The organism is Corynebacterium sp. MSK008 (genome assembly GCF_030232585.1).
In the GTDB taxonomy this organism is placed as follows: domain Bacteria; phylum Actinomycetota; class Actinomycetes; order Mycobacteriales; family Mycobacteriaceae; genus Corynebacterium.
On sequence record NZ_JASPJX010000003.1, the window covers coordinates 188,006 to 213,522 of the forward strand.

A 25,517-nucleotide genomic window follows, 5' to 3' on the forward strand; every position below is an offset into this window, starting at 1 on the left:
CGCATGAAACTTGCCACGATCAGGACCGGAGACACCACCACCGCCGCCCGTGTTATCGGCGAGGGAAGGGCGGTGACGTTGGGCGCGGAAGACGTCGGAAAGCTTTTGCGCGACGGCGCCTTCAAGGAAGGCGAAGAGATCACCTTCGCCCCCAAGGACCTCGCGCCGGTGATTCCGCGCCCCGGAAAGATCATCTGCGTGGGGTTGAACTACGCCAAGCACATCGCCGAGATGGGCCACGAGCAACCCGATGTGCCCACCTTGTTTATCAAGTACCCGGAGGCGCTCATCGGCGCCCGCGACGACGCCGAGGTGCCCAGCTTCAACGCCGACACCCTGGATTTCGAGGGCGAACTCGCGGTGGTCATCGGCACCCGCGCCCGCCACGCCGCAGACGGCGCGGAGCACATCGCGGGATACTCCGTCATCAACGACTACACCCAGCGCCACTTTCAAAAGCGCACGCAGCAGTGGCACCAAGGCAAGTCGCTGGAGAAGACTGCAGGATTCGGCCCATGGCTGGACACCGAGTGGCAGCCGGGCCCCGCAATCACCACCACCGTCAACGGCGAGGTGATGCAGCACGCCCCCACCGACGACCTCGTGTTCACGCCGGCGAAGCTGGTGGAGTTCATCTCGCACCTGTACCCGCTCGAGCCGGGCGACGTCATCGCCACCGGCACGCCCGCCGGTGTGGGTCACGCCCGCGACCCGCAGCGCTACCTCGCCGACGGCGACACCGTGCGCGTGGAAATCGAAGGCCTGGGCGCAATCGAGAACACCACGCGGGTGTACTAGACGCCCAAGCGGTCCAGCAGGCGGACCTCAGCCTCGGCGATCATCTGCAGCGGGAACAGCAGGATCGCCAGCGGCAACGCGCTGAGCATGACCCCACCGAATTTCTCGGTCGGATGCCTGTCCGCTCCGCCGTTGATCTGGTCGAGCCCGTTCATGATGTTGGTCATGAGGAAGCTGTACAGGCCCCACGAGCTGCCGCTGTACGCGCGGTCGCTTTCGGCAGGCGCGGCGGGAGCGGCCGGGGCGAGCGCGCTCATCGCAAGCACGCCGGTGGTTGCGGTGGCAATGGCGATCCTGGAAAGTTTCATACTTCCCACATCGCCCCGGCCGGTGAGGGTGTTAGCATCCGCTCGATCTCGCGCGCGGGTGCGGCCATGAGCTCGCCGCGATCCGCGCCGACGAGGCAGTAGTCGTTGTCCCTGGTCATCGGGCGCAGGTATGGGTAAGTCGGCGGCAGGTCCGGGTGCTCGCGGGTGAACGCGGTTTCCACCCCGCTCGCCCACCGCCCGGAAAACGCGCGCGTGACCACGGCGGGCGCATCGGTACACAGCAGGTGGCGGTTGTGCTGGCTGGTGCCCGCTTCGTCGGCGAGCAAGAACGCGGTGCCGCAGGCGACGGGGACGCCAAGCTTGGCGACGTCCTCCGGTCCCCGCACCCCTCCGGCCGCGATCACGGGTCCGTCCGCAAGCGCGAGCAGCTCCTCCAACGGCCGCTGGTCCGGATCCTCGTGCTGGTCCCAGGTGGCGCGGTGGCCGCCGGCGCGCGGGCCCTGGGCGATCACGCCGTCGACGCCCCTGCGCTGGGCCTCGGCGATCTCGGCCGGGTTAGTCACCGTCGCCCACGCCTCCGATCCCGCGGCGTGCAGCTGGGCAATCTCGTCTTCGGTGAAGCAGCCGAACGTGGACGAGACCACCGCGGGCGCGGCGTCAAGGACGAGGGCGAACTTCTCCGCGTAGTCGGACGACACCTCCGGGACCTCTTGGTTAAGGCGGCGGGCGACCGCGTGGACGTCGTCAAGCAAAGGCTCCCGCTGCGGCACGAAGAGGTTGGCGCCGAACGGCGGCTCGCACGCGCGCAGCCACTCGCGGGCTTGGGCGACGGTGCAGGTGCCGAGCGCGATGAAACCGAAGCTCACCGCGTTGACGAGCGCGGGCGTGGACGGCCCACCAGCCATGGGTGCTGCGATCACGCGTGGAAAATCCATGGCTAAAGTATGCGTCATGTTCGGATTCTTCAGGCGCAAACGCGCACCCAAGCTGGAGGCGCAGTGGCTCGTGGTGGGGCTGGGCAACCCGGGCGCAAAATACGCGTCCACCAGGCACAACGTGGGCTACATGGCACTCGACGAGTTGGCCGGCGAGCTTACGCCGGTGCCGGGGGTCAAAGCGCTCGTCCAGGTGCGCGACGGCGTGGCCTACGCCCGCTCGACGACGTACATGAACACCACCGGCGAGGCCGTCGGCCCGCTGGCGAAACAACTGGGCGTGGCGCCGGAGCGCATCATCGTGGTGCACGACGAGCTGGACCTGCCCGCCGGGAAAGTGCGCGTGAAGCTCGGCGGCAACGAAAACGGCCACAACGGGCTGAAATCCATCACCGAGCACCTGGGCACCCGCGATTACCTGCGCGTTCGCATGGGTATCGGGCGTCCGCCGCAGGGCACGGCGGTGCCGGACTGGGTGCTCTCCCCCATCGAGGGCGACATCTCCAATCAGGTCACGCTCGCCGCCGAAGCCGCGCAGCTGATTGTCAGCGACGGCCTAGAAAAAGCACAGAACGTGATCCACGCAACACGGTAGGTTGTGGGGCATGACCCGCCATGCCATGTTCGACAGCACATACCCGCCCGCACCCGGCCTTTTTGAACCCGACGAGACCACCAGCGAAATCTGCCTGCAGCTTTGCCACGGCTGGAGCGCAGACATGATCATCGCCGGGCTCGAGGACGACGGGGTCCCCGTGTCCGTCTTCGAGGAGGTCCGGGACGAATACGCCCGCTTCGTCCCCGAAGCCTCGGAGGACGCCAAACGCATCGACGCGCTACGCGGGGCGCTGGCGAAGCGCGACCTCTCCTTCTCCTTCGACGAGGGCTACGACATAGGCGAGGCCGCCGAAGACGGCGCCGATGCGGCCCGCGAAGATGGGCATAAAGGCTACGCCTACTGCACCATGCAGGACGTCGACAGTGTTATCCACACCGGCGAGCTCTTATTCGGCTTCAGCTCCATGGCCAACCCCGGCGACGAATCCGACGCCGAAATCGGTCAGGCAATCGTCGAAGCGCTCGAGGAAGTCGGGTTGTCGCCTGAGTGGAACGGCAAGCAGGCCGGCCGCATCCAGTGCGAGGGCCTGAAGTTCGAGCTCCCGCTGGAGGACTAGCCCAGCTCGGCCTCCAGGTCATCCAGCGCGCGCGTCAGCGCCGCCAGCTTGTGCTCGCGCGGGGCCAGCTCGCCGTCTTCGACGTCCTCGCCGAAGATGTTTAGCGCCACCTGGTTGCGGATGCCGCGCATGGACAGGTTCGCCACAATCTGGCGCCAGTGCTCCACCGCGCGCACGCCGCCGTCCGCGCCGTAGCCCACGAACGCCACAGGTTTGCCGGCCCACTCGCCGAACAGCGAGTCAAAGGCGTTTTTCATCGTGCCCGGCACGGAATGGTTGTACTCCGGGGTGACAAAGACGAACCCGTCGCAGGCGTCCACCGCCTCGGACCAGCGGGCTACCACCGGGTCGTCGTACTGCTTGTTCGCGGCGCCCGGCACGACCTCCGCCACCAGGTGCGGCACGTTGAAATCGGCCAGGTCCAACAGGCGGTAATCGGCGTCGCGCTCGGCGGCGGCGTCCATCACCCAGGCGCCGACTTGTTCGCCGATGCGGCCAGAGCGTACAGATCCAAGAAACACTCCGATTGTTGTCATGGACACGACTGTACTTGGCCGAAGGTGCGTCGATAAGCTAGCTGCTTATGAGTACCGTTTCCGAAGCCGCGCGCCGCCGCACATTCGCCGTCATCGCCCACCCGGACGCCGGTAAATCAACGATTACGGAGGCGCTGGCGCTGCACGCGCACGTGATTTCGGAGGCCGGTGCGGTGCACGGAAAAGGCAACCGCAAGTCCACCGTGTCGGACTGGATGGACATGGAAAAAGACCGCGGCATCTCCGTCGCGTCCTCGGCGCTGCAGTTCGAATACGCCCCCGACGGCCACGAGGGCGAGCCGTACGTGGTCAACCTGGTGGACACCCCGGGCCACGCGGACTTTTCCGAGGACACCTACCGTGTACTCTCCGCCGTTGATGCCGCAGTCATGCTTATCGACGCAGCCAAAGGCCTCGAGCCGCAAACCCTGAAACTCTTCCGCGTCTGCAAGGCCCGCGGGCTGCCGATTGTCACCGTGATTAACAAGTGGGACCGCGTGGGCCGCGAGCCGCTCGAGCTTGTCGACGAGATCGTCAACGAGATCGACCTGCAGCCGACCCCGCTGTACTGGCCGGTGGGCGAGGCGGGCGATTTCCGCGGGCTCGCGCACGTCTCCCGCGACGGCGACATCGACGGGTACGTGCACTTCACACGCACCGCCGGCGGCTCCACCATTGCCCCGGAGGAGCACTACTCCCCCGACGAGGCGGAGGCGAAGGAAGGCGACGTGTGGGACACCGCTGTCGAGGAGGCGTCGCTGTTGCTTGAAGACGGCGCCGTGCACGACCAGCAGCTCTTCGAGCAGTGCATCACCTCACCGATCATCTTCGCCTCCGCGATGCTGAACTTCGGCGTGCACCAGATCCTGGACACGCTGTGCGCGATCGCGCCGGCGCCGGAAGGGCGCGAATCCGACCCGAAGGCCATCGAGGCGTCCACCACCGCAATGGACGAACAGCGCGATGTCGGCGACGACTTCTCCGGCGTCGTGTTTAAGGTCCAGGCCGGCATGGACAAAAACCACCGCGACACCCTGGCGTTCATGCGCGTGGTCTCCGGCGAGTTCGACCGCGGAATGCAGGTCACGCACGCGCAATCCGGGCGCAGCTTTTCCACGAAGTACGCGTTGACGGTGTTCGGCCGCAACCGCGACACGGTGGAAACTGCGTACCCGGGCGACATCATCGGCCTGGTCAACGCCGGCGCGCTCGCACCTGGCGACACGATCTACGCCGGCAAAAAAGTCCAATTCCCGCCGATGCCGCAGTTCGCGCCCGAACACTTCCGCACGCTGCGCGCGAAGTCTCTCGGCAAGTACAAGCAGTTCCGCAAAGCGTTGGATCAGCTGGATGCCGAGGGCGTCGTGCAGATCCTGCGCAACGACCTGCGCGGCGACGCCGCCCCGGTGATGGCCGCGGTGGGCCCGATGCAGTTCGAGGTCATGCAGGCGCGCATGGAAAACGAGTACAACGTCGAGACCGTCACCGAGCCGATCCCGTACTCCGTGGCGCGACGCACCGACTCCGAATCCGCGCCCGAGCTGGGCCGGCAGCGCGGCGTGGAAATCTTCACCCGCACCGACGGCGAACTGATCGCCCTGTTCGGCGACAAGTGGAAGCTCGCCTTCGTGGAGAAGGAACACCCGGAGCTGACCATCGAGCCGCTCATCGCGGACTAGCGCTTCACGGTGAGAAACTCCCGTATCGCAGGCCAGTCGCGCTCCACCTGTGCCTGCCCGGCCGCGTAGTTTTCCCGCAACTTCTGCGCGTCGAGCTCGGTGGACTCCACTCCCATCGCGTCGGGGAAGAAGATGTAGGCGTTGCCGGCGCCAGCTTCTTTGATAAGCGAGCGCTTCGCGGCGTTGTAAATGCCCGGCCGAGCAATCATCGCGTCGGCGACCTTCGGCGTGTTGCGCAGTATGCGACGCACGGCGCGTTCGCGTTTCTGCGGCCCCTTGATGTAGTCGCGCGGGCGGGTGAGCACCGCGAGGAAACGGGTGTAGCCGGCGGCGCGGGCGGCGTCGATAAGCAAACCGCCCGAGGTACCGAGTGCGCCGTCAACGTAGGGCACACCGTCGATCTCGCGCATCTTCATCAAAATCGGCAGCGTCGACGAGGTCCGCGCTGCAAGGGCGACGTCCTCCAATGTGCGCAGGTCATCACGGTTGAACGCCACCGTCTCCCCTGTGTCGGCGCGCACCGCCTCGACGTGGACCTCCTCGGTGGTCCGGGCAAACGCGTCGAAGTCGAACGGCAGGACGTCCTCGGATTGCTCGTACGCCCACTCGCCGTTGATCAGGCCCTTGCCGCGCACGACGGAGCGCCACCCGCCGAACTTCGGGTTCGCCACAAACTCTGTGAACGCGTTCTCGGAGCGCCACGTGTCGCGGGATGCGAAGTTCAACGCGTGCACCGAGCCGGCGGAGATGCCACCGACCCAGCCGAATTGGACCTCCTCTGCAATGAGCTTTTCCACCACGGGTGCCGTGTAGGAGTTGCGGGTGCCTCCGCCTTCGAAGATGAGGGCAGTGTCGCGGGCGTCAATCATGCCCGCGAGCCTACGCGCGCGGCGACGGCGTCTCCGATCGCGTCCCAGGCCACCTTCGCGAACCGCTCCGGGTCCAGGCGCCCGCTGCCCTCCTGCAGGTGGCCCCAGTAGTCTGCGCCGGTGACTTCGGGCAGCTCCTCGACGTTCAGACTTGTGGGCAGGTCCGGGTTGTCCGGCATACTCCCGCCGATGAGCCCCAGCACTTCCAGCCCCATGGCGCGGGCTTGGACGCAGGTCAGCTCGGCGAGGTTCAAACTACCCAGGCCCAGCGAGGTCACCACCACCAGCGGGGCGCCTGTGGCCTTGGCGAGGTCGGCGAGTGTGTAGTCGTCTGCGAGCCGCACCAACAGCCCGCCGGCGCCCTCCACCAGCACCACGCGATCCGGGGCGTCGAGGCTACGGATCCATTCGGCGACCTCGTCCAGGCTCGGGGTCTGGATTCCCGCGCGCCGCGCGGCGAGGTTCGGTGCGAGGGGTTCCGGGTAGCGCCACCGCTCGAACGTGGCAATGCCAGCAAGCTTCTCGACGGCTGACGCGTCCCCCCGCCCCGGCTCCTCGCCCGTCTGGATGGGCTTGGCTGCCACCACGTCGATGCCGCGCCGCTTGAGCACTGCGGCGATGGCTGCGGTGGCCACCGTCTTGCCCACGTCCGTGTTTGTGCCGGTGACAGCGATAATCATTTCGTGGCCTCCTTGGCTGCTGCCGCAATACCCCGACAGATCTGGGCGATGTTTTCCTCCGAGCAAATGTAGGGCGGCATGGTGTAGATCAGCCTGCCGAACGGCCTGATCCACACCCCCTCGGCCATCGCGGCCTCGGTGGTTTCGCGCATGGGCGCGTCGTGTTCGAGCTCGACCACGCCGATGGCACCGAGCACGCGCACATCCGCCACACCCGGGGTGTCTGCTAACGGGCGCAGTCCGCGCTCGAGGCCGGCTTCGATGCGGGCAACCTGGTCGCGCCATTGCCCCTCCGACACCATCGCAACCGATTCAGCCGCGACCGCGCAGGCGAGCGGGCTGGCCATGAAGGTCGGGCCGTGCATGAGCGCTTTCGGCTGCATCCCGGACGCGATCGTTTCGGTGGCCATGGTGGCGGCGAGCGTCATGAACCCACCGGTCATCGCCTTGCCCACGCACATGATGTCGGGCAACACGCCGTTGTCCAGTGTGGTGAACAACTGGCCGGTGCGGCCGAAGCCGGTGGCGATTTCGTCGGCGATGAGGGGGATGCCGGAGGCGTCGCAAAGCTTTCGTAGCCCCTGCAGCAGCTCGGGGTCGTGGAAGCGCATGCCGCCGGCGCCCTGGACCACCGGCTCGACGATCACACCGGCGATCTCCGGGGTGATCAGGCGCGCGAAATGTTCGAGGTACGCCGCGCGGTCGGCGGCGGATGACCCGCGCACCGGCGGCGCGGGCGCGAACACCTGGGGTTTCAGCGCGTCACCCCACATCGCGTGCATGCCACCTTCCGGGTCGCACACGCTCATGGTGGCGAACGTGTCGCCGTGGTAGCCGGAGCGCCAGGTGAGGAAGGTGGTGCGCTCCGGATGCGCCTGCCCGATGGCGTACTGCAGCGCCATCTTCATCGCCACCTCCACCGACACAGACCCGGAGTCGGAGTAGAACACCTGGGAAAACGCCCCGCCGGTGAGATCGAGCAGGCGTTTCGTCAGCGTCGCCGCCGGCTCGTGGGTGAGCCCGCCGAACATGACATGGCTCATTTTCGCTATCTGCGCCTCCGCCGCCGCGACCAGGCGCGGGTTGGAGTGGCCGTGGATTGCTGCCCACCAGGAGGACATGGCGTCGATGAGCACGCGGCCGTCGCAAAGCGTGATGCGCGCGCCGGCGGCACTGTCGACTGGGTAGGTGAATTGCCCCGGTTCCGCGTAGGGGTGCCAGATGTGGGCGGTGTCAATGTCAGCAATTTCATGGGCGTGCATGAGCTAGAACGTTAGCAGCTCACACCACGATTTGAACGCTGTTCAATACTACGGAGTCAACGCACCACCAGTGACCGCGAGCGTCTCGCCGGAGATGTAGGACGCGGCCTCGGATGCGAGGAAGACGTACGCACCAGCGAGCTCCGCGGGCTGACCCGGGCGGCCGATGTCGGAGTCTTGCGCGAAGTTGTCCACGACCTCCTTGGGCTGCCCCTCGGCCGGCTGAATCACGGTCCAGATCGGCCCCGGCGCGACCGCGTTGACCCGGATCCCCCTGGACGGCAGCAGCTCACCTGACAGGCCCTTGGCCAGGTTGTTGAAGGCAGCCTTGGTCATGGCGTAATCCAACAACTCCTTGGACGGCTCGTACGCCTGGATGGAGGTGGAAAAGATGATGGATGACCCCGGCTCCATGTGCTTGACCGCTTCCTTGGTCACACGGAAGGCGGAGTAGATGTTGGTCTTCATGGTGGCGTCGAAGTCTTCGTCCGAAATGTTGAGGATACCGTCATTCCACACCTGGCGCGAGGCGTTGTTGACCAGGATGTCAATGCCACCCAGGCCCTCGACGGTCTTTTCCACCGCGGCCACGCAGTTGTCCAGCTCCTGCAGGTCTCCCGGGATCGCCACTGCTGTGCGCCCTGCGTCCTCGATGAGCTTCACAATGCGCTCCGCGTCTTCCTGCTCCTCCGGCAGGTAGGAGATGGCCACGTCCGCGCCTTCGCGGGCGAACGCGATGGCGGTGGCGGCGCCGATGCCGGAGTCGCCGCCGGTGATGAGGGCGCGGCGGCCTTCAAGCTTGCCGGAGCCTGCGTAGGATTCCTGACCCAGGTCGGGCTCGGTGGCCATCTTCACGTCCAGGCCGGGGTTGTCCTGGCGCGGCTCGGAGGGGAATTCGGACGGGTATTTCGTACGGGGATCAATCAGTGTCATGCCACCACGCTACCTGCACGGCTACCTTCACGCCGGTGCTCAACCGTCCAAGATTTCGTCCGCCACCCGGTCGGTCCATCGCCGCATCTGTAGCCTTCCTGCAGCGCCCCGGCTGGAGCGCGGCGGCGCCTGGATGCAGCGGCGCGAATCCATCCCCGCCTGCAACTCCTTCGCGCGTAGCACCTCGGCGTCGATTTTCACGCCCATCAGCAGCACCACGTTCATCGTCCACACCAGCACCAAAACGGCCAGCACCGTTCCAAACGCGCCGTAGGTGCTGCGAACCCCCACAAGCTTCAGGTACCACCCAAAGCCCACCCACAGCCCGCTGGCCACGATTAGTGCGAGCGCCGAGCCGAGTGTGAGCACCCGGAACCGCCCGGGCCGCACGTTCGGGGTGAAATGGTAGAGCACGCTGACCAGCGCGACTGCCACCACCGCGATCACGGGGCCGCGCAGGTAGTCCCACACGGGCAGGAAGATCGAGGTGAGGTACTCCAGCTCGTCTTCCAACCGTAGTGGGCGTGCCAGTGGTCCGAGGACTGCGTTGACGATGCCGTCGGTAAGCAGCGCGCCCAAAATGATCACCACCACGCCGATGACGAGCACGAGTGTGACCAGCCACATCGTCGCCCACGTCACCACAATCGGGCGGCCTTCAGTACGGCCGTACATCAGGTTCGCGTTACGCGAAAACGACCGCACGTAGCCCGACGCGGACAGCAGCGAAATCAGCACAGAGACCACGAGGGCAATCGTGCTTTGCGACGGCGTCCCAACAATCGACAGCACCAACGCCAGCGCATCTTCTTGCAGCTCCGCCGGAACGTACGAGCGGATCAAATCGGCCAGCAGCGAATCTGGGGCGTCCTCCTCGCGTGGCATGAGCAGGCTGAAGATGGAATACGACGCCAGCAGCATCGGCGCGAGCGACAGCAGCGTGTAGTACGTCATCGCTGCGGCGCGGTCCACCATGGCGTCGTTGGAAAAATCGGTGACGATGCGGCGCAGCACTGACTTCCAGCCGGCGCGCGTGAGCCGGGTGCCAAGCGGGGAGGCGTAGTCGTGCGGGGAGACAACCACGTCGCCGGTGCCGTACGGCATGACCAGCTCAGCGCGGTAAGAGGTGCCCTTTTCTGCCATGTCAGACACTGTAACCGGGGTGTGGCGGGGATACTGTACGCGGGTTCCCAGCGTTTCCAAATCTGTGGATAACTCCCCGCCCCGCGCAGGGTTATCCACAGATTTCGTTCATGGGGGCTTGCGGAGTTGCTTTTTGCGTTTAGGTTTCCCCGCATGAGCTTCCAACACTTCGTCCAAAACCGCCCGACCGTCGACCACCTTGAAAACTTTGACCGCGAGACCGCACTTTCCATCGGCATGAGCCCGACCACCGCCACCGCCTGGCAGCAGCTGGAGGCTGTCTACTTCGGCCGTACCAGACACGTCAAGCAGCAGCGCAAAGCCTTGAACAGAGCCCGCGAAGGGGACTTCTCCGTGGAGCAGCTGGCTATGATCGAGCGCCGCCTAAAACCCATCGCGCACGAAGGCACGCGCTGGCGACTGCGCTTGGCGCTGCTCAAGGCATCGAAGCGGTACAAATCACTCGAGCGCGCCGCGAAGAATCTGATCCCGGTGAAGAAGAAGCCGCGGAAGGATTCGATCTCGTTTTCCAAGTCCATCGATGGCAAGCGGGTGCTGCACATCATCTTCGACGAACGATTCCTCGCCGACCTCGAAGCCGCTCTGCGCCGCGGCATCGACACCTCCAAACCCGCCGGCCCGCAGATGCTCGAACGCTTCGTCGCATTGCTTCGCGACGGCGACTCCGTCCCCGCCGCCTGCCCCACCCCGCTGATTCTCGTGCCACTCGACGACCACGTCCGCATCCTCGCCGGCGACGGCGACGAGACAATCCTGGGTCTGACCGACGGCACCACCATCACCGGCGCCGAGTACCTGCAGTACCTCGCCGGCGACACCCTCCAGGTCGCGCTATTCCACCCGGAGGAAGGCGCGGTGAACCTGTATCAGGGCCAACGCCACGCAAACCGAAAGCAGCGCATCCTGGCCAAGGCGACCTCGCCGGTGTGCCTGGTGCCCGACTGTCGCCACGCCGCCGACCACTGCGAGGTGCACCACGTCGTGCCCTGGAAGCACGGTGGCGAGACGAACATGAACAACCTGGCCATGCTGTGCCCGTACCACAACCGGACGAACGACGATGACGCGCACATCAACAAGCGCGGCCGCGTGCGCTTCATCGGCGGGATGCCGGTGTGGGTCTCGCCCAGGGGGTACGCGGTGCCCAATCCGTACCACCAGTTCGGGGCGATGCGCCTGCTCTTTCACTAACGGCGGCCCTATACACTCGGCGGGCATGGGACTTCTCAGTCGCGCACGGCAGCTTTTAGGCCTCGGGCATACGCCGCTGGTGGATTTTCCGGACCGGTTTGAACCTTTGGACGTCGATAGGCTTGCAGTGCACACCGCGAAACTTTCCCCCGACACCGAGGAGAAGATGGTTATCGTGACCACCTCGGCGGCCGCGCTTGAGCGCATTGCTGCAGGCGGCGCGGTGCAGCTGCGGCACGAAGGCGAGCGCGACGTCACTTTCGTGCCGGTGGAGCGCGAAGCCGTGCCGGTGCTGGACCCGAAGCTCGGGTGGATCATTCCGGTGACGCCCGCGACCGCTAAAGAGCTCGCCGAATTGCCGAAAGGCCCAGGCGAGCACGAACTTTCCGCGCTGCACCTGGGCCTGATTGTGGAGTAGTTAGAGCAGACCGATCCAGTTCCAGTAGGTTGCCGACAGCAGCAGGATGAGCAGGTAGCCCACGATCGTCAGCGGGATACCGGTGCGCAGGAACTGCTTGGCGGTGAACGCGCCGGTGCCGTAGGCCAGCATGTTCTGCGGTGCGGAGACCGGCAGCAGGAAGCCGAAGCAGATGACGAACTGCTGGATGATCACGAAGCCGATGCCGTTGTTGGGCACGTCCAGGGTGGCCGCCAGCGCAATGAACACGGGGATCAGCGCGGACGCCAGCGAGGTCGCCGAGGCGAAGCCCAGGTGGATGAGGATGTTAAACAGGCTCACCAGCGCGATCGTGGCAACGATCGGCATGGATGCGAGGCCCAAGGCGCCAAACGTGGCCTCCGACAGCCAGGTTGCCGCGCCCGTGTCCAGCAGGAACTTGCCCAGGGAGATACCGGCGGCGAAGACGACCAGGGTGCCCCAGTTGATGTGCTCCTGAGCGTACTTCCAGTCCATCACGCCGATAATCGGGGTGAGCATGATGCCCACCGCGACGATGGTGATGGTGGCGGAGCTGATCGGGTGCAGCACACCCTCGGTCGCCCAGAACAGCAGCAGCGCGACAGCGATTGCGGTGAGGCGCTTCTCGGCGCCGGTCATCGGACCCATCTCTGCAAGCTGCTTCTCGACGAGCTCCCGCCCGCCCTCAATCGCCTCAGCCTCCGGCTTGATCGCCCAGCGCATGATGAAAAACAGCGCGATCGACATCAGCACAGACCAGGGCGCGGCCCACAGGAACCACTGACCCCAGGACACGGTCTGGCCCAGCTGGTCCTCGATGAAGCCGACGGCGACCAGGTTCTGCGCCGCGGCGGTCTTGATGCCGACGTTCCAGATGGACACCGCCTGCGTCGCGGTGATCACCAACAGCGCCGCCAGCTTCGACTCCTTGGCCAAGCCGAACGCGGCGACCATACCCATCAGGATCGGCACGACGGCGCCGGCACGCGCCGTCGCGGAGGGGACGAAAAACGCCAGGATGATGGAGATAGCAATCGCGCCGATGACGATGTTGGAGACCTTCTCGCCCGCAGTCTTGAGCACGTAGAGCGCGAGCCTGCGGTGCAACCCCGTGGCCTGCATGGCCGTGGCCAGCGCGAGCGCCGCACCGACGAGTGCCACCGCGGAGGACGAGAAGCCGCTCATCGCGATGCTCAGGCCCTTGGACGCGCCGACCGCCTGCCCGGTCTCCGGGTCGGTGGCGAATGTGAGCATGATCGCGATCAACCCGACGATGATCACGGCGGAAACCGAGTAGGACACCGCCTCGGTGACCCACATAATCACGGCGAACGCCAGCATGCCGAGTGCGATCTTCGCCGGCATGGCCAGGCCCGCGATCGGCAGCATCACCACCACGCCGAGTGCCACAAACGCCAAGACGAACGCGATGATCTTGCCGGTGTTGCGTTCTTTTTCCGCGGGTTGTTGCTCTGTGCTAGCTGCAGGTGTGACTGCTGTGGTCACGGTGCCCCTCCTTGATTCGGTTGTTATATACCTGACGCTAGTCACTCCTATAAGGCCTGCAAAATGGGATGTTCGTACGGTTAGCCGGAGGTGCGTCGAGAGGCGGGCGTAGCATCGTCGGCATGAATTTGAGCTCGCAGCTTTCCTACAACATGCACCACGGCGCGGAGGATCTGCGCATCATGCTGACCACCGACATCACCAACAATTTCCTGCCCGCGTCCTGGCAGGAATCGCTTTCTGACCTCAGCTTTTCCGTGATCGGCCTGTGGGACTCGATCGTTCGCGGCGTTTCCGTGCTGCTGTAATACAAAAACCGCCGCCGAGCTGGGTGTATAAAGAGTATAAAAAGCTCCGCGTGTATAAAGAGTATAAAGACTCAAGGAGACACGGATGCGTAATCCCTTCATCCCCACGTTCGGCGTTTCACCCGTCGTGCTCGGCGGCGACGACAGCCTCACACGCAACTTCGGCGCCGGCCTGGACGGCGGGGCCGGCGACCCGCGGCGAACCCTGCTCGTCTCGGGGCCGCGTGGCATCGGTAAGACGGTCGCGCTCAACGAGCTCGAAGACGAAGCCGCCGACCATGGCTGGATCGTGCTACGCGCTCAGCCGTACGAGCTGATCGAACCGCTGGTTGCCACCGTTATCCCGCAAGCGCTCGCCACGGTGCGACAGCAGGACCCAGAGCGGCGACGCATCACGGGGGTGACGGTCTCCGGCATCGGCGGGTTTTCCACCACCGCCGCCCCAGACGACAAGCCGGCCCCCTCCTTGATCGGTTCGCTGAACACGCTTTGCGACGAGCTGCCGCCCGAATCCGGCGTACTGATCACTCTGGACGAAGTCCAAAGTGTCAACGCTAAAGAGCTGTGGCAACTCACGGCAGCGGTGCAGGATCTGCGCCGGGACGGGCGCGACATCGCCTTCGCCGCCGCCGGATTACCCGACGGTGTGGAGTCGCTGCTACAGCACCCGGGGACCACGTTTCTGCGCCGCGCTCAACACGCCGAGCTCGCACCAATGACACCGACTGAAACATTGACGGTGCTTCAGGATACCGCCGCGCAAGGTGGCGTGGAGATCCCCCACGGGGTACTCACGGACGCCGCGGCACTGACACGCGGCTACCCATTTCTCATCCAGCTCCTCGGCTACCACCTGTTTGAACGCGCGAGCCACCGGGACCAGCCTGTCTCCCACGACGACCTCGCGGCAGTGACCCCAGACGTGTTGAAAACACTGGGCGATTTGGTCCACCAACCAGCGCTGCTGCACCTGCCCGCCGCCGAGCTCGAATACCTCGAAGCGATGGCCGAGGTACAGGAGGGCCAACAAGCGGTGCCAAGCGCTGCTATCGCGCAGCACCTAGGCAAACGAGTACAGCAAGTGTCCATGGTGCGACAGAAGCTCATCGACCGCGAGCTGATCTACTCCCCTCGCCGGGGCGTGCTCAACTTCGTCATTCCCCACATGGGCCACCATCTCAACCAGCGCGCCACGCGCGACACCGGCTGGGATTAGCACCCCACCCGCAAATATTGCACACACTGCGCAAGTTTGCGTACTGTGTGCAACATGTCTGAATTCCTCTACCGGCTCGGCAGCTGGTCATACAAAAAAGTCTGGCCGTTTTTGGCCGTTTGGCTGATCCTTTTGGGCGCCCTCGGTTTCGGCGCCGTGAACTTTGCAAAGTCCCCTAGCCCGACGTTTTCCATGCCTGACATGGACTCCACCGTCACGCAGGAGGAGATGAACGAGCGTTTCGGCACCGACGAGGACGCGATGAGCGTGCCGTCGGGAAGCGTCGTGATCAAGGCGCCGGAAGGCAAGACGCTCAAGGACCCGGAGGTGATGGCTGAGGTCGACGCCATGCTCGACGAGCTCAAGGCCACCGGCGATTTCCGCGAACCCGAGGCGATTGTCAACCCGGTGCTCGCCGCCGGCGGCATGGCCAAGCAGATGGGCGAAGCCAAGGCGGCCCAGGGCATGCCGCAGGAGCAGATCGACGCCGACCTCGCAGCCCTGTCGCCGCTGAGCCCGGACGAAACCACCGGCACCGTGTCCATCACGTTCACCGACGACACAATCATGGACATCCCGGATGAGACCCTGGACGAGGTCGAAAGCATCCTCGAGCGTTACGACGACTCGGACCTCACCGTGAAGTACAACGGCAACGCGTTCAGCAGCGCTGGCGAGATGGACGGCACCTCCGAGCTGATCGGCATGGCCGTCGCCGCGATCGTGCTTTTGGTCACCTTCGGTTCCCTGGTCGCGGCGGGTCTGCCGCTGATCGCCGCGGTCGTCGGCGTGGGCGTGGGCATCCTCGGCGTGCAGATGGGCACCCTGTTCACCGACTCGATCTCGGATATGACCCCGACGTTGGCGTCCATGATCGGGCTTGCCGTGGGCATCGACTACTCCCTGTTCATCGTCGCCCGCTTCCGCAACGAGCTGATCTCGTCGTCAGGCCTCAATGACCTCACGCCGAAGGAACTGGCGCAAGAACTGAAGAAGATGGACAAGGCGAAGCGCGCCCACGCCATGGGCATGGCGCTGGGCACCGCGGGCGGTTCCGTCGTCTTCGCGGGCACGACGGTGCTCATCGCGCTTGCGGCCCTGTCGATCATCCGCATCCCGTTCCTCACCACCATGGCGCTGGCCGCCGCGGCGACGGTCGCCATCGCGGTCCTGGTGGCGCTGACGTTCCTGCCGTCGCTGCTCGGCCTGTTGGGCACACGCGCGTTCGCGATCCGCATCCCCGGCCCGAAGGTGCCGGACCCGGAGGACGAGAAGCCGACCATGGGCCTGCTTTGGGCCCGCCAGATCCGCGCCCGCCCCTGGCTCAACCTCCTCGCCGGCGTGCTGCTGCTGGGCATCCTCGCCATCCCCGCCGCCAACCTGCGCCTGGCCATGCCGACGGACGGCACCGCGAAGCTCGGCTCCCCGCAGCGCGAGGCGTACGAGCTGATCGACGACGCCTTCGGCCACGGCCGCAACGCCCCCATGATCGCCTACGTGGACACCGCGAACGTCGCTGAGCAGGACCGCATGGGCGCCTACCAGACGCTGCTGCAGGACTTCGCCGGCACCGAAGGCGTGGTCAACGCGCAGATCGTGCAGACCACCGAGAACTTCGACGCCGCCCAGATCCTGATCACGCCGAATTCCGGCGCGACTGACCAGGCCACCACCGACACCCTGGAGCGCCTGCGCGAGTTCAAGCAGCCCTTCGAGGACGAAACCGGCGCCACGTTCGGCATCACCGGCATCACGCCGATCTTCGACGACATCTCGCAGATGCTTTCCGACGTGCTGGTGCCCTACATCGCCATCGTCTTGGGCCTCGCGTTCATCGTGCTGATGCTGGTGTTCCGTTCCTTCTGGGTGCCGCTGATCGCCGCGCTCGGCTTCGGCCTGTCCATGGCGGCGACCTTCGGAGTGACCGTGGCCATCTTCCAGGAGGGCATGTTCGGGCTCATCGAGGACCCGCAGCCGCTGCTGTCCTTCCTGCCCATCATGCTCATCGGCCTGACCTTCGGCTTGGCCATGGACTACCAGGTCTTCTTGGTCACCCGCATGCGCGAAGGCTACGTCTCCCGCGGCAAGACCGCCGGCAATGCGGTGGCCAACGGTTACAAGCACGGCGCGCGCGTGGTCACTGCGGCCGCGCTGATCATGATCTCGGTGTTCGCGGCGTTCGTGCTCATCGACGAGCCGTTCATCAAGGCCATGGGCTTCGCGCTCGCCGCAGGTGTGCTTATCGACGCATTCGTGGTCCGCATGACCCTCATCCCGGCCACAATGTACCTGCTCGGCGACCGCGCGTGGAAGATCCCCGGCTGGCTAGACAAGGCGCTGCCGAACCTGGACATCGAGGGCGAGAAGCTGCACCAGTCGCAGTCGCAGCAGTCTGAGCCGGTTACGGTGTAGCCATGAGCCTGCGCGAAGAGAAGAAGGCGGCGACTCGGCGCGCCATCTCGGAGGCAACCGCGGCCCTGCTGCTCGAGGAGGGCACGGCCGCAGCCACCGTCGCGCGGGTTTCCGAGCGGGCGGGCGTGTCCGCCCGGACGTTCCACAACTACTTCGCCGACATTGACGAGGCGCTCGAAGAGTTCCTGCGCAAGGTCTTCGCCGCCATCGCCGAGCAGATCGCGGCGCTGCCGGAGGAGCTCTCGGCCGCAGAAGCCATCGAGACGATCATCGTCGACGCGCTCAAGGAGGACGGCTTCGAGCTGTACTCCGCATCCACCCTGGTACTCCTGGGCGACCGTACCCGCGCTGAATCCGCCACTCCCCCCGCCGAGGAGACCATGCGCGCGATCGGGCAGCCGCTGGTTGCGGCTGTGCGCGGGCGCACCCCCGGCGCGACAGCGTTCGACGCGGAGGCGCTGCTCAACGCCTACGGCATCGCGGGCGCCACCGCGGTGAAGGCCTACTTGGCGCTGCCGGAGCCGCGCACGCCCGACGACGGCCGCGCGCTGGTCCGCCGCGCATTCGAGGTGCTGCGCGACATGCGCTAGCCGCGCTTGATGCTGGTGATCTTCTTGCCGCGTGCGAGCTCGTCGACAAGCAAATCCATCTGGCGGATCTTGCGCATGAGGTCCTCTTCGACCTCCTCGACGCGCACGCCGCACACCTTCCCGGTGATCAAGTCGGCGTTCGCGTTGAGCGCGACCGTCTCGAAGAACTCGCGCAGCGTCTTGCCCGACTCGGCTTCCGCTTCCAGCTCCGCCGGCGCAAGGCCGGTGAACCAGCCGAGCACGTCGTCCAGCTCGTCGCGGGTATGCCCCTTGCGCTCCACTTTGGCCAGGTAGTTGTTGTAAATGTCGCCGAACGGGTACGCGTAGACCCGCTCCAGCTTCGCTTGTTCATCCATGTCCGCCACCCTATCGCCTACCGCGGTTCCCTCGCCGTTGCGCATTTTCATGGACATTCAGGCTCTTGTGCGCGGGGCGTGGGTGGCTTTAGTGTCGTCGATAAGCGGGAGCAGGGGGCTGCCGCACGACACCTAGGGGGGATCCATGCGATTTGACACCTACGAGCTGTATTACCTGGACACCTACGACGAAGAGGCCGCGGACCTGGCCGACGACCTCGGCATCGAGCAAGACGACCCATACTTCGACGAGGACATAGCCTGCCACCTCGACGCCGACTACGTCATCGACACCGGCCTGAAGGTCGCGGTGATCGTGCACGACATCGACACGCACGAGGTCGAACTCGCGATGCTGCAGCCCGGCAGCCCGCAAGCGCCCGAGTGGTACTCGCCCGAAGACGCCGCGAACGTCGTCGCCGAGCTGGGCCGCATCCTCGTCGCGCTCGACGACAAGACCGTGAAAATCGTGGACCCGCAAGACCCCGCGTTCGCGCTGAAGCGCCGCGCGTCGTTCCAGGCGGAGGACATGACTACCGCCACGGTGGCAATGCTGCAGGACTCGCAGGACAACGCGCTCTACACCACGTTTTGCATCGAGTTCCGCCCAAACATGAACGCCGATTTCACGTTCCCGGTCGCGGTATTCGCGTTCGACCCGCGCGTGGGCAAGCTTTCGGGGCACATGCTCATCGACGACAACCCGTTCGCCCCGCCCACCTTCAACCGCGCCCAGAAGAAAATCGTGGCGCGCAGGATCAACGACATCCTGGAGTCCATCCACACGGCCATGCACGAAGAACGCACGATCAGCCCGTTCAAGGACCTCGGACCGCAATTCCGCTCCGAGGGCCTGCCGTCGATGGAGGCGGTGGACACCCACCACGCCATCGACCAAGCGCTGGAGTACCTCGAACGGTGGTGGGGCGAGCGGGCGTCCTAGAAGCGCTCGTTGGGCACAATGATTGCGCGGCCGGCAATCTGGCCGTCAACGAGCTTCTGGTAAGCATCCAGCCCGTCGTCCAGCGAGTACGTGGTGTACTGCGGCTCCAAGTGCCCCTGCTGCAGCAGCGCAACCAGTTCGCCGAGTTCCGGAAGTGTGCCCCAGTAGGTTTTCACCAGCTCCGCCTCGTACGGCTCCTTGTACCACTGCCAGCCGTAATCGCTGCCGGCGGCGCCAAGGCCGACGATGGACACGCGGCCCTGCGTGGCCACAGACTTCATCGCGGTCTCGACGGTGGGGCCGATGCCGACCATGTCAAATACGGCGTCCACTCCCCGCCCGCCGGTGAGTTCGCGGATCTTCGCGGCCTGATCGTCGCCGGAGGCCACGGTGGTCGCGCCGTACTTCTCCGCTGCGCGCAGCGCTTCTTCCTTTGTGTCGGTGGCGATGATCGTCGCACCTGTCATCGCCTTGAGGATCTGCACGGCAAGCAACCCGAGTCCGCCCAGGCCGATCACCAGCGCCGACGAGCCCGCCTTGTTCAGCTTCGGCAACGCCAGCTTGATGGCGTGGTACGGGGTCAAACCCGCATCGGCCAGCGCGGAGGCCTTCACCGGGTCCGCGTCACCCAGCGGCACCAGGTTGCGCGCCGGCACGACGACGTACTCCGCCATGCCGCCGTCGCGGCCCAAGCCGATGCCCAGGTAGCCGACCTCGGCGACGTTCTCACAGAACGTGTCCTGGCCGATCATGCAGAACCGGCAGTAGCCGCAGCCAACCGGGCCGTAGACCACGTACGCGGCGCCGCGTTCGATGCCGTCGACGCCCTCGCCGATCTCGTCCGCCCAGCCAGCGACTTCGTGGCCGAGGGTGAACTGCGGGGCGCACAGCGGGTTGGTGCCCTCGACGAAGTCGTGGAACACGGCGACGTCGGAGTGGCATGCGCCCGAGGCGGCGACTTTCAGCACCACTTCGCCGGGGCCGGCGGTGGGCTTGTCTACCTCAACGAGCTGCGGGAATGTCTGGTAGTCGGTGTAGCGGATGGCCTTCATGGGTGGGGCTCCTTTGGTCATCGATAGGCAACCTGCCCCACCCAGCGTAACTACGGAAGCAGTCCTTGGCTGTGTGCCCAGCCGAACCCGGCCGCGCCGAGGCCGATAAGGCCCAGCAGCACGCCGATCACAATCGCCAGGGGCGACTCGGAACTGCCCGAGGGCTTTTCGCTTTGCGACGGCTCCGCCTTCTTCTGCGTAGGCGCCGGCGCGGGCGCAGGTTTCGCCGTCGCAGTCGAAGTCTCCACCTTCGCGGCCTTCAGGCGCTGGCGGGCGAACGTCTTCAGGTTCTCGTCCGCGTCGGAGGCGAGGACCTCCTTGAGCACCTTGTCCATCTCCTCCGGGGTGTATTCGAGCGCGGAGACGTTGAAGGTGTCGTTGAATACCTGGGCGCCCTCGGAGTTGGACACGGTGACGTGCAGCGGCACCACCGGGTTGTCGATGAACACTGCCGGGGAGACCTCGATGTCCACGGGCGTGATGTAGTTCGAATCGCCCTTGGCAAAGTAGCTGTCCTTGAACTGGCCAACGCCGTAGTCCGCGACCACGGTGAAGGTGTCGTCGGTGGACCCCAAGTTGCGCAGCTCGCCCTTGATGATGTTGGTGTCGGCGTGGGTGACAATGCCGTTGTCGTTATTCAGGTTGCGGGCGAGGCTGAAGCCGACCTTGCCGTCGTTCTTCCCGGTCGCGGCTGCGGCGGAGATGAGCTCGTTGACCTCGGCGCGCTCCTCGTCGGCGAGCACGTCCGGGGCATCGGGGGCGTCGATGGCGTCGTCGTAATCGCGCACGCCCTGGCCGATGAACTCGGTCTTGAACAGCAGGTTGTCCCAATCCGACGGGATGACGTAATCGAAATCGCTGTCCTCCGGCTTGTAGCGCGACTTGTCGTCGGCGTTCGGGATCCTCTCGGAGGTACGTACATCCTGGTCGGAGAAGTTGAACTCGGAGAACTGGTAGGCGTAGCTCATGGTGGACTTGTAGGAGCCCAGCCAGTCGTATCCGGGGCGGTAGAACTCCACCGACGGGTCCTTGGTGTCCACGAAGCGCACGAAGCGCTGGGCGGTGTTGTCGCGGGTTTCGCGGCCCCAGTGCATCAGCCCCAGGGTGTGGCCGAACTCGTGGAGGATGGTGTTACGCAGAAGCTCATCGCTGTTGGTCACGTCGCCGGAGACGAAGAAAGTAGAGCCGTTGACCTGGCCCAAGCCGGTGACGTTTCGCTTGGCACCTTCGTCGAAGCGGGTGCCGATCAGCGCGGAGCGGAACACAGAGCGGCGCGCGCCAAGCAAGCGTTCGGCCTGGTCCTCCAGCTTTTTAGTGCGGCCCTGCTCGTCCAGGCCGCCGAAGTACTCCGCGGTGTAATCCTCGGTGGCCCCGCCCTTACGCTCGCCACTGGTCATGCTGGCCATGGATTCGCTGACGTAGCTCTTGCCGGCGTCGATGTGCAAGTTGATGCCGTTATCGTCGAATAGGTCTTCCAGCTCTTTGAGCATCGACGGGTTCGGCGCGTAGCTCTTCGTGTTTGCGGTGGCGCAGGCGGCGAACTCCGCGAACTCGGACAGGTTGGCGGCGAAGCTTTCAGTGCGGTCGCAGCCGATCGTCTCCCATTCGGACTTCATCCAATTGACCTGCAGGAACAGGTCCTTGCGGTCGGGGTCTGCGCCCCAGCGGTGGATGGGCAGGTACGTGCCGTCGGCAAGCCTGAGCCCCTCGGCTTCCCAGGAGTCGCGCAGCCCGTCGCCGTCGGTGTCGAGGGCCGAGTCCTGAGTGCTGATTGCCACGGACATGCCTGCGCTTATCGACGCCCCCGGGGCCACCGTGCGCTCCCACCTCGCCGCCTGGTGCTTGACACCGTTGTTCGCGCCCGAAAGAGCCGCCGCCTTGGTGGCACCCGTGGCCACAATGTCCGGCGCGGTGAAACGCACGTCGGTGATGTAACCGCCGGCCTTCGGCTGCATAACCAGGCGGTCGCCATCCTGGTTGGCGGTAATGCCGGCGTACATCGGCAGCGCGTTGTCCAGGTCGATGCCCACATTAGCCGCGTTCTGCCCGGTGTTTTCCACCGTCACGGTGGCGTCGACCTGGCCGCCGTCGATGCGGTAAGTGCGGGTGATAAGCAAGTCGGTGTGCTGCAGGGTGTAAGTGAGCACGTCCGCGGTGCCGTCGGTGGTCACCTTCGGCTTCGCATACAGGTCGGGAACCACCACGTCGCCGTTCGTGCGCACCTCCATCGAGGTGTCGAACTGGTGGTTGTCCGCCTGGGACGCGGGGTGCGAGTAGTCGAACCGGCCCGTGCCACGCGGGGTGATGAAGCCGTTGATGAACGGCTCGGTGGCGCTGGAGTTGCTCACGGTCGCATCCGGCTGAGTGGTGCCGAGTGTGACCTTCGCGTCGGCGACCGGCGCCATAGGTGCGGCGGTCGCCGCGAGTGCAGCGCACAGGGACACTGCCAGTGTTTTCTTCGAAATCTTCATGTCAGTGTCCTTTTCTAAAATCCGTAGTGTTTCAGCTGCGCCCGAATGGCGTCCTGGTTGAGGAAGGCCGCGTACCCCACACCCGCGATCATCGCGAGCAGGCCGAGTACCACTGCGATCCATCCGCCGAAGGCCGACGATCCGTCGGACGAACCCGAGGACGTCCGGTTCTGCTTTGCCGCCGGGGCAGGCGTGTCGGTGGCGGTGAACGCGTACTCCACAATCTTTGTCGATCCGTCCGGGAACGTCACCTTCATCGGCACCTTCAGCACCGTGCCCACCGGCACGTCGCTGTTCGGCTTCGCGGTGAGCTCGCCGGTAGCCCGGTCGTAGAACACTTGCCAGCCGTCGTGGTCGAACTCCGCCAGCTTGGCGTTGTGGTTGAGCCCGGTGCGCACCGTTGCGGCTTCGCCGACTTCAGCGGTCACCCCAGCCACTCGCGGGGTGAAGCGCGCCGCCTCCGATGCTGCCGTGACCTGCACGGTGATCTCCTCGGTGCTGCCGTCCGCGTAGCGCACGCGCACCGTCACCGTGTACGGGGTGTCCAGTTGCGCGTCGGCGGGAAGCTCGATCTTCAGCGCGCCTGTTTGCTTATCGACGCCCACGTCCCGCAGCCCCCCGCCATCAACCACAGCAAACGTGGTGCCAGCCGGCACGGAGCCCCTCAGTTTGACGGTCGCGGTGCCGCCAGGCGCTGCCGAGACATCGGCGTACGAGGGGGAATGGGCGGCGGAGAGGGCGGAGCTCGTCGATACGCGAACGCTCGCAGTAAGTTCTGCGGACGACCCGTCGGCGAAGTAGGCGATGACCGGCACCTTCACCTCACCCTGCTGTGGCGCGAAAACGCGCAGGTTGCCGGTGTGCTCGTCCACGATGGCGACCCAATCGCCCAGCGGCTGCGAGCGATCCACCTCAAACGTGGTGCCCTCCGGCAACACCTTCGCGCCGGTACGCAGCACGGTGATGCCCTCGCCGGGGCGCACCGACAAGCCCTCCTCATAGCCGAGCTCGGTGGTGTCCGCGAGAAGCGGATCGCCGATCTCCACCTCAGCGGCGTAGGTGCGGGAAGAACCGTCCGGGAACGTCACCTTCACCGGAATCTCCCGGATGCCGGGTGCCGCGTCCTTCGGCGGGGTGAAGGTGAGGCGGCCGTTGTTATCGACGCGAACCCAGTCCGCGTAAGCCGGGTCCACTTCAAAGCGGGTGCCCTCCGGGAGGCGGCGATCGGCGTACACGAAGGGGCCGTCCGTAACAGTCGCGCGCGGGCGACCGGCCTGGCGAGTCGCCCCAGCCGGCACCGGGATCAGCGGGAAACGCACCTCGTGCTGCTGCGACATCGGGGTCGGCTCATCCACCTCGACGGTGATGGTGTGGGTCTCGCCCGCGTCGTTCTGGACCTCCACGCGGTACTCGCCCGGTTCGGCGTTGCGCGGCGGCCTAGCGACGACCGTGCCGTCACCCTCCACCGAAATCCAGCTCTCCTCCGCCGGGAGCTCAGTGGTGGTGCCGTCCGGCTTGACCTGCGTGACGGCGGTCGTGCGGAAGTTCGGCGGTGTTGTGGTGTCGCCGGTGCGAGTCGGCGCGGTGACCTGGGTCTGGCCAGGCTTGACCACCACGCGATCCCAGTTGAACTGGGCCTTCGGCTTTTCCGGGGTGACTACGAAACCGGGCAGCTGGACCCGCTCCCCCGCCTTTACGGTGACATTTGCGGGCGGCGGCGCGACGTGGCCTTTGGGCACGCCGACGGTGACCGTGTAGTCGCCCGGCGGCAGATCGGTGAGCTGGAACTTCCCGTCCGCGGCGACCGAAACGGAGTGGGTCTTGCCACGCGCGTCGTGCGCCGTGACAGTCGCGCCCGGCACCGGCTTGCCTGCGGGGTCGACGACCTTGCCGGCCACGGAGCCGACCGTCGGCGCCGGCGGCTGCGTCGACGGCGGGGCCGGGGCCGGAGTCGGCGATGGTTTAGGTGTAGTGGACGTCGGTGTCGGTTTCGGCGTCGTGGGCTGAGCAGACGTCGTGGGCGACGGCTTCGAGGTCGTCGGCTGGGCAGACGTCGTGGGCGACGGCTTCGGTGCCGGTGCTGAAGTCGTCGGTTCGGGTGTCGGCGTCGGGGTGGGTGCAGAAGTCGTCGGTTTCGGAGTCGGCGTCGGGGTCGGCTTTAGCTCGAGAGGAAAGTCGACGTTTTGGACCCCATTGACCGTCACGTTCCGCTGCTGCGACGTAGGCAGTACATACCGCGAAGGCAACGCTGTGACCTCGATGGTGGTCGTGCCCGTGGGCACCCCAGGAATCGAGTACATGCCGTTAGCGTCCGTCGTCGCCGTTGCTGTGCCGGCCTTGACAGTTACTCCGGCAACGCCTGTGCTGCCCGGACCGGTCACACGACCAGACACGGTGCCGGTCTCACGCGTCGTGGAGAAATTCACACCCGTCACGCCCGCCGTCGTGACATTCTTCTGCTGCGCACCAGAAACCGAGTACCCGGCCGGTACACCATCAGTCACCTCAACCGACACCGAACCAGTCGGCACATCAGCAATCGAGTAGACACCGTCGGCATTAGTAGTAGCCGTCTTGCCGCCGGCAGTCACCGTTACATTCGCAACACCATTGCCGTCCGGATCAGTCACCCGACCAGACACGCTGCCGGTCTCACGCGTCGTGGAGAAATCCACGTCCGTCACGCCCGCCGTCGTGACATTCTTCTGCTGCGCACCAGAAACCGAGTACCCGGCCGGTACACCATCAGTCACC

General features: G+C 65.7%; 24 protein-coding genes. 11 read left to right on the plus strand and 13 right to left on the minus strand.

The window, feature by feature from the left end; genetic code table 11:
• Positions 1 to 3: 3 nt before the first annotated feature.
• The gene (locus tag QP996_RS03870) at positions 4 to 798 is read left to right on the plus strand and encodes a fumarylacetoacetate hydrolase family protein (protein WP_284871333.1); all 795 of its coding nucleotides are present in this window, start codon (positions 4 to 6) and stop codon (positions 796 to 798) included.
• Here QP996_RS03870 and QP996_RS03875 read toward each other — a convergent pair.
• Both QP996_RS03875 and QP996_RS03880 read right to left on the minus strand, forming a co-directional pair.
• The gene (locus QP996_RS03875) at positions 795 to 1,106 is read right to left on the minus strand and encodes a hypothetical protein (RefSeq protein WP_284871334.1); all 312 of its coding nucleotides are present in this window, start codon (positions 1,104 to 1,106) and stop codon (positions 795 to 797) included. The two genes, QP996_RS03870 and QP996_RS03875, sit on opposite strands and share 4 nt — an antisense overlap.
• Positions 1,103 to 2,020 (minus strand): nitronate monooxygenase, encoded by a 918-nt coding sequence (locus tag QP996_RS03880; protein WP_284871335.1) that lies wholly within the window; start codon positions 2,018 to 2,020, stop codon positions 1,103 to 1,105. The genes QP996_RS03875 and QP996_RS03880 overlap by 4 nt, the downstream gene beginning before the upstream one ends.
• Between QP996_RS03880 and pth the strand changes: the two genes are divergently transcribed.
• Complete coding sequence (gene pth / locus QP996_RS03885) at positions 2,019 to 2,597, plus strand: aminoacyl-tRNA hydrolase (RefSeq protein WP_284871336.1); 579 nt, start codon at positions 2,019 to 2,021, stop codon at positions 2,595 to 2,597. The genes QP996_RS03880 and pth overlap by 2 nt on opposite strands.
• A 10-nt stretch (positions 2,598 to 2,607) precedes the next feature.
• Positions 2,608 to 3,177, plus strand: a complete 570-nt coding sequence (locus QP996_RS03890; protein ID WP_284871337.1) for a DUF6891 domain-containing protein — start codon at positions 2,608 to 2,610, stop codon at positions 3,175 to 3,177.
• Here the strand turns inward: QP996_RS03890 and QP996_RS03895 are convergent.
• Positions 3,174 to 3,713, minus strand: a complete 540-nt coding sequence (locus tag QP996_RS03895) for an NADPH-dependent FMN reductase (RefSeq protein ID WP_284871338.1) — start codon at positions 3,711 to 3,713, stop codon at positions 3,174 to 3,176. The two genes, QP996_RS03890 and QP996_RS03895, sit on opposite strands and share 4 nt — an antisense overlap.
• Positions 3,714 to 3,760: 47 nt before the next feature.
• Between QP996_RS03895 and QP996_RS03900 the strand changes: the two genes are divergently transcribed.
• Positions 3,761 to 5,392, plus strand: coding sequence for a peptide chain release factor 3 (locus tag QP996_RS03900; protein ID WP_284871339.1), 1,632 nt, complete (start codon positions 3,761 to 3,763; stop codon positions 5,390 to 5,392).
• Here QP996_RS03900 and QP996_RS03905 read toward each other — a convergent pair.
• The 5 genes from QP996_RS03905 to QP996_RS03925 are packed head-to-tail and all read right to left on the minus strand — an operon-like array spanning position 5,389 to position 10,279.
• Complete coding sequence (locus tag QP996_RS03905) at positions 5,389 to 6,261, minus strand: patatin-like phospholipase family protein (RefSeq protein ID WP_284871340.1); 873 nt, start codon at positions 6,259 to 6,261, stop codon at positions 5,389 to 5,391. The genes QP996_RS03900 and QP996_RS03905 overlap by 4 nt on opposite strands.
• On the minus strand, positions 6,258 to 6,941 hold the full coding sequence (bioD, locus tag QP996_RS03910) for a dethiobiotin synthase (protein WP_284871341.1): 684 nt from the start codon (positions 6,939 to 6,941) through the stop codon (positions 6,258 to 6,260). Before bioD ends, QP996_RS03905 begins: the two co-directional genes overlap by 4 nt.
• Positions 6,938 to 8,203, minus strand: a complete 1,266-nt coding sequence (locus QP996_RS03915; RefSeq protein ID WP_284871342.1) for an adenosylmethionine--8-amino-7-oxononanoate transaminase — start codon at positions 8,201 to 8,203, stop codon at positions 6,938 to 6,940. The genes bioD and QP996_RS03915 overlap by 4 nt, the downstream gene beginning before the upstream one ends.
• 48 nt (positions 8,204 to 8,251) lie before the next feature.
• Positions 8,252 to 9,136 (minus strand): SDR family oxidoreductase, encoded by an 885-nt coding sequence (locus QP996_RS03920; protein ID WP_284871343.1) that lies wholly within the window; start codon positions 9,134 to 9,136, stop codon positions 8,252 to 8,254.
• Positions 9,137 to 9,175: 39 nt separating this feature from the next.
• Positions 9,176 to 10,279, minus strand: a complete 1,104-nt coding sequence (locus QP996_RS03925) for a YihY/virulence factor BrkB family protein (protein WP_284871344.1) — start codon at positions 10,277 to 10,279, stop codon at positions 9,176 to 9,178.
• A 153-nt stretch (positions 10,280 to 10,432) separates the two neighbouring features.
• Between QP996_RS03925 and QP996_RS03930 the strand changes: the two genes are divergently transcribed.
• Positions 10,433 to 11,491 carry an HNH endonuclease signature motif containing protein gene (locus tag QP996_RS03930; protein ID WP_284871345.1) on the plus strand — a complete coding sequence of 353 codons (1,059 nt, stop codon included), beginning with the start codon at positions 10,433 to 10,435 and terminating at the stop codon, positions 11,489 to 11,491.
• Between the two features lie 25 nt (positions 11,492 to 11,516).
• On the plus strand, positions 11,517 to 11,909 hold the full coding sequence (locus tag QP996_RS03935; RefSeq protein ID WP_284871346.1) for a hypothetical protein: 393 nt from the start codon (positions 11,517 to 11,519) through the stop codon (positions 11,907 to 11,909).
• On the opposite strand, the gene QP996_RS03940 is transcribed toward QP996_RS03935, so the two are convergent.
• Positions 11,910 to 13,415, minus strand: coding sequence for a DASS family sodium-coupled anion symporter (locus tag QP996_RS03940; protein WP_284871347.1), 1,506 nt, complete (start codon positions 13,413 to 13,415; stop codon positions 11,910 to 11,912).
• A 122-nt stretch (positions 13,416 to 13,537) separates the two neighbouring features.
• Here QP996_RS03940 and QP996_RS03945 point away from each other — a divergent pair, with 122 nt between their 5' ends.
• The 4 genes from QP996_RS03945 to QP996_RS03960 all read left to right on the plus strand — a co-directional run bounded on the left by QP996_RS03945 (position 13,538) and on the right by QP996_RS03960 (position 17,941).
• A complete protein-coding gene (locus QP996_RS03945; protein ID WP_284871348.1) occupies positions 13,538 to 13,723 on the plus strand; it encodes a hypothetical protein in 186 nt (61 codons plus the stop codon).
• Between the two features lie 85 nt (positions 13,724 to 13,808).
• Positions 13,809 to 14,939 (plus strand): DUF8462 domain-containing protein, encoded by a 1,131-nt coding sequence (locus QP996_RS03950; protein WP_284871349.1) that lies wholly within the window; start codon positions 13,809 to 13,811, stop codon positions 14,937 to 14,939.
• A gap of 54 nt (positions 14,940 to 14,993) precedes the next feature.
• Positions 14,994 to 17,351, plus strand: a complete 2,358-nt coding sequence (locus QP996_RS03955; protein WP_284871350.1) for an MMPL family transporter — start codon at positions 14,994 to 14,996, stop codon at positions 17,349 to 17,351.
• Positions 17,352 to 17,353: 2 nt separating this feature from the next.
• Positions 17,354 to 17,941 carry a TetR/AcrR family transcriptional regulator gene (locus QP996_RS03960; protein ID WP_284871351.1) on the plus strand — a complete coding sequence of 196 codons (588 nt, stop codon included), beginning with the start codon at positions 17,354 to 17,356 and terminating at the stop codon, positions 17,939 to 17,941.
• Here QP996_RS03960 and QP996_RS03965 read toward each other — a convergent pair.
• On the minus strand, positions 17,938 to 18,297 hold the full coding sequence (locus QP996_RS03965; protein WP_284871375.1) for a DUF2200 family protein: 360 nt from the start codon (positions 18,295 to 18,297) through the stop codon (positions 17,938 to 17,940). The genes QP996_RS03960 and QP996_RS03965 overlap by 4 nt on opposite strands.
• A gap of 145 nt (positions 18,298 to 18,442) precedes the next feature.
• Between QP996_RS03965 and QP996_RS03970 the strand changes: the two genes are divergently transcribed.
• Positions 18,443 to 19,240, plus strand: coding sequence for a hypothetical protein (locus QP996_RS03970; RefSeq protein ID WP_284871352.1), 798 nt, complete (start codon positions 18,443 to 18,445; stop codon positions 19,238 to 19,240).
• On the opposite strand, the gene QP996_RS03975 is transcribed toward QP996_RS03970, so the two are convergent.
• From QP996_RS03975 to QP996_RS03985, 3 genes are all read right to left on the minus strand, one after another.
• Positions 19,237 to 20,292, minus strand: coding sequence for an NAD(P)-dependent alcohol dehydrogenase (locus QP996_RS03975; protein ID WP_284871353.1), 1,056 nt, complete (start codon positions 20,290 to 20,292; stop codon positions 19,237 to 19,239). The two genes, QP996_RS03970 and QP996_RS03975, sit on opposite strands and share 4 nt — an antisense overlap.
• Positions 20,293 to 20,342: 50 nt before the next feature.
• Positions 20,343 to 22,763, minus strand: a complete 2,421-nt coding sequence (locus QP996_RS03980) for a zinc metalloprotease (RefSeq protein ID WP_284871354.1) — start codon at positions 22,761 to 22,763, stop codon at positions 20,343 to 20,345.
• A gap of 14 nt (positions 22,764 to 22,777) precedes the next feature.
• Positions 22,778 to 25,517, minus strand: a 2,740-nt coding sequence (locus QP996_RS03985; protein WP_284871355.1) for a Rib/alpha-like domain-containing protein, incomplete at its 5' end; no start/stop codon positions are given.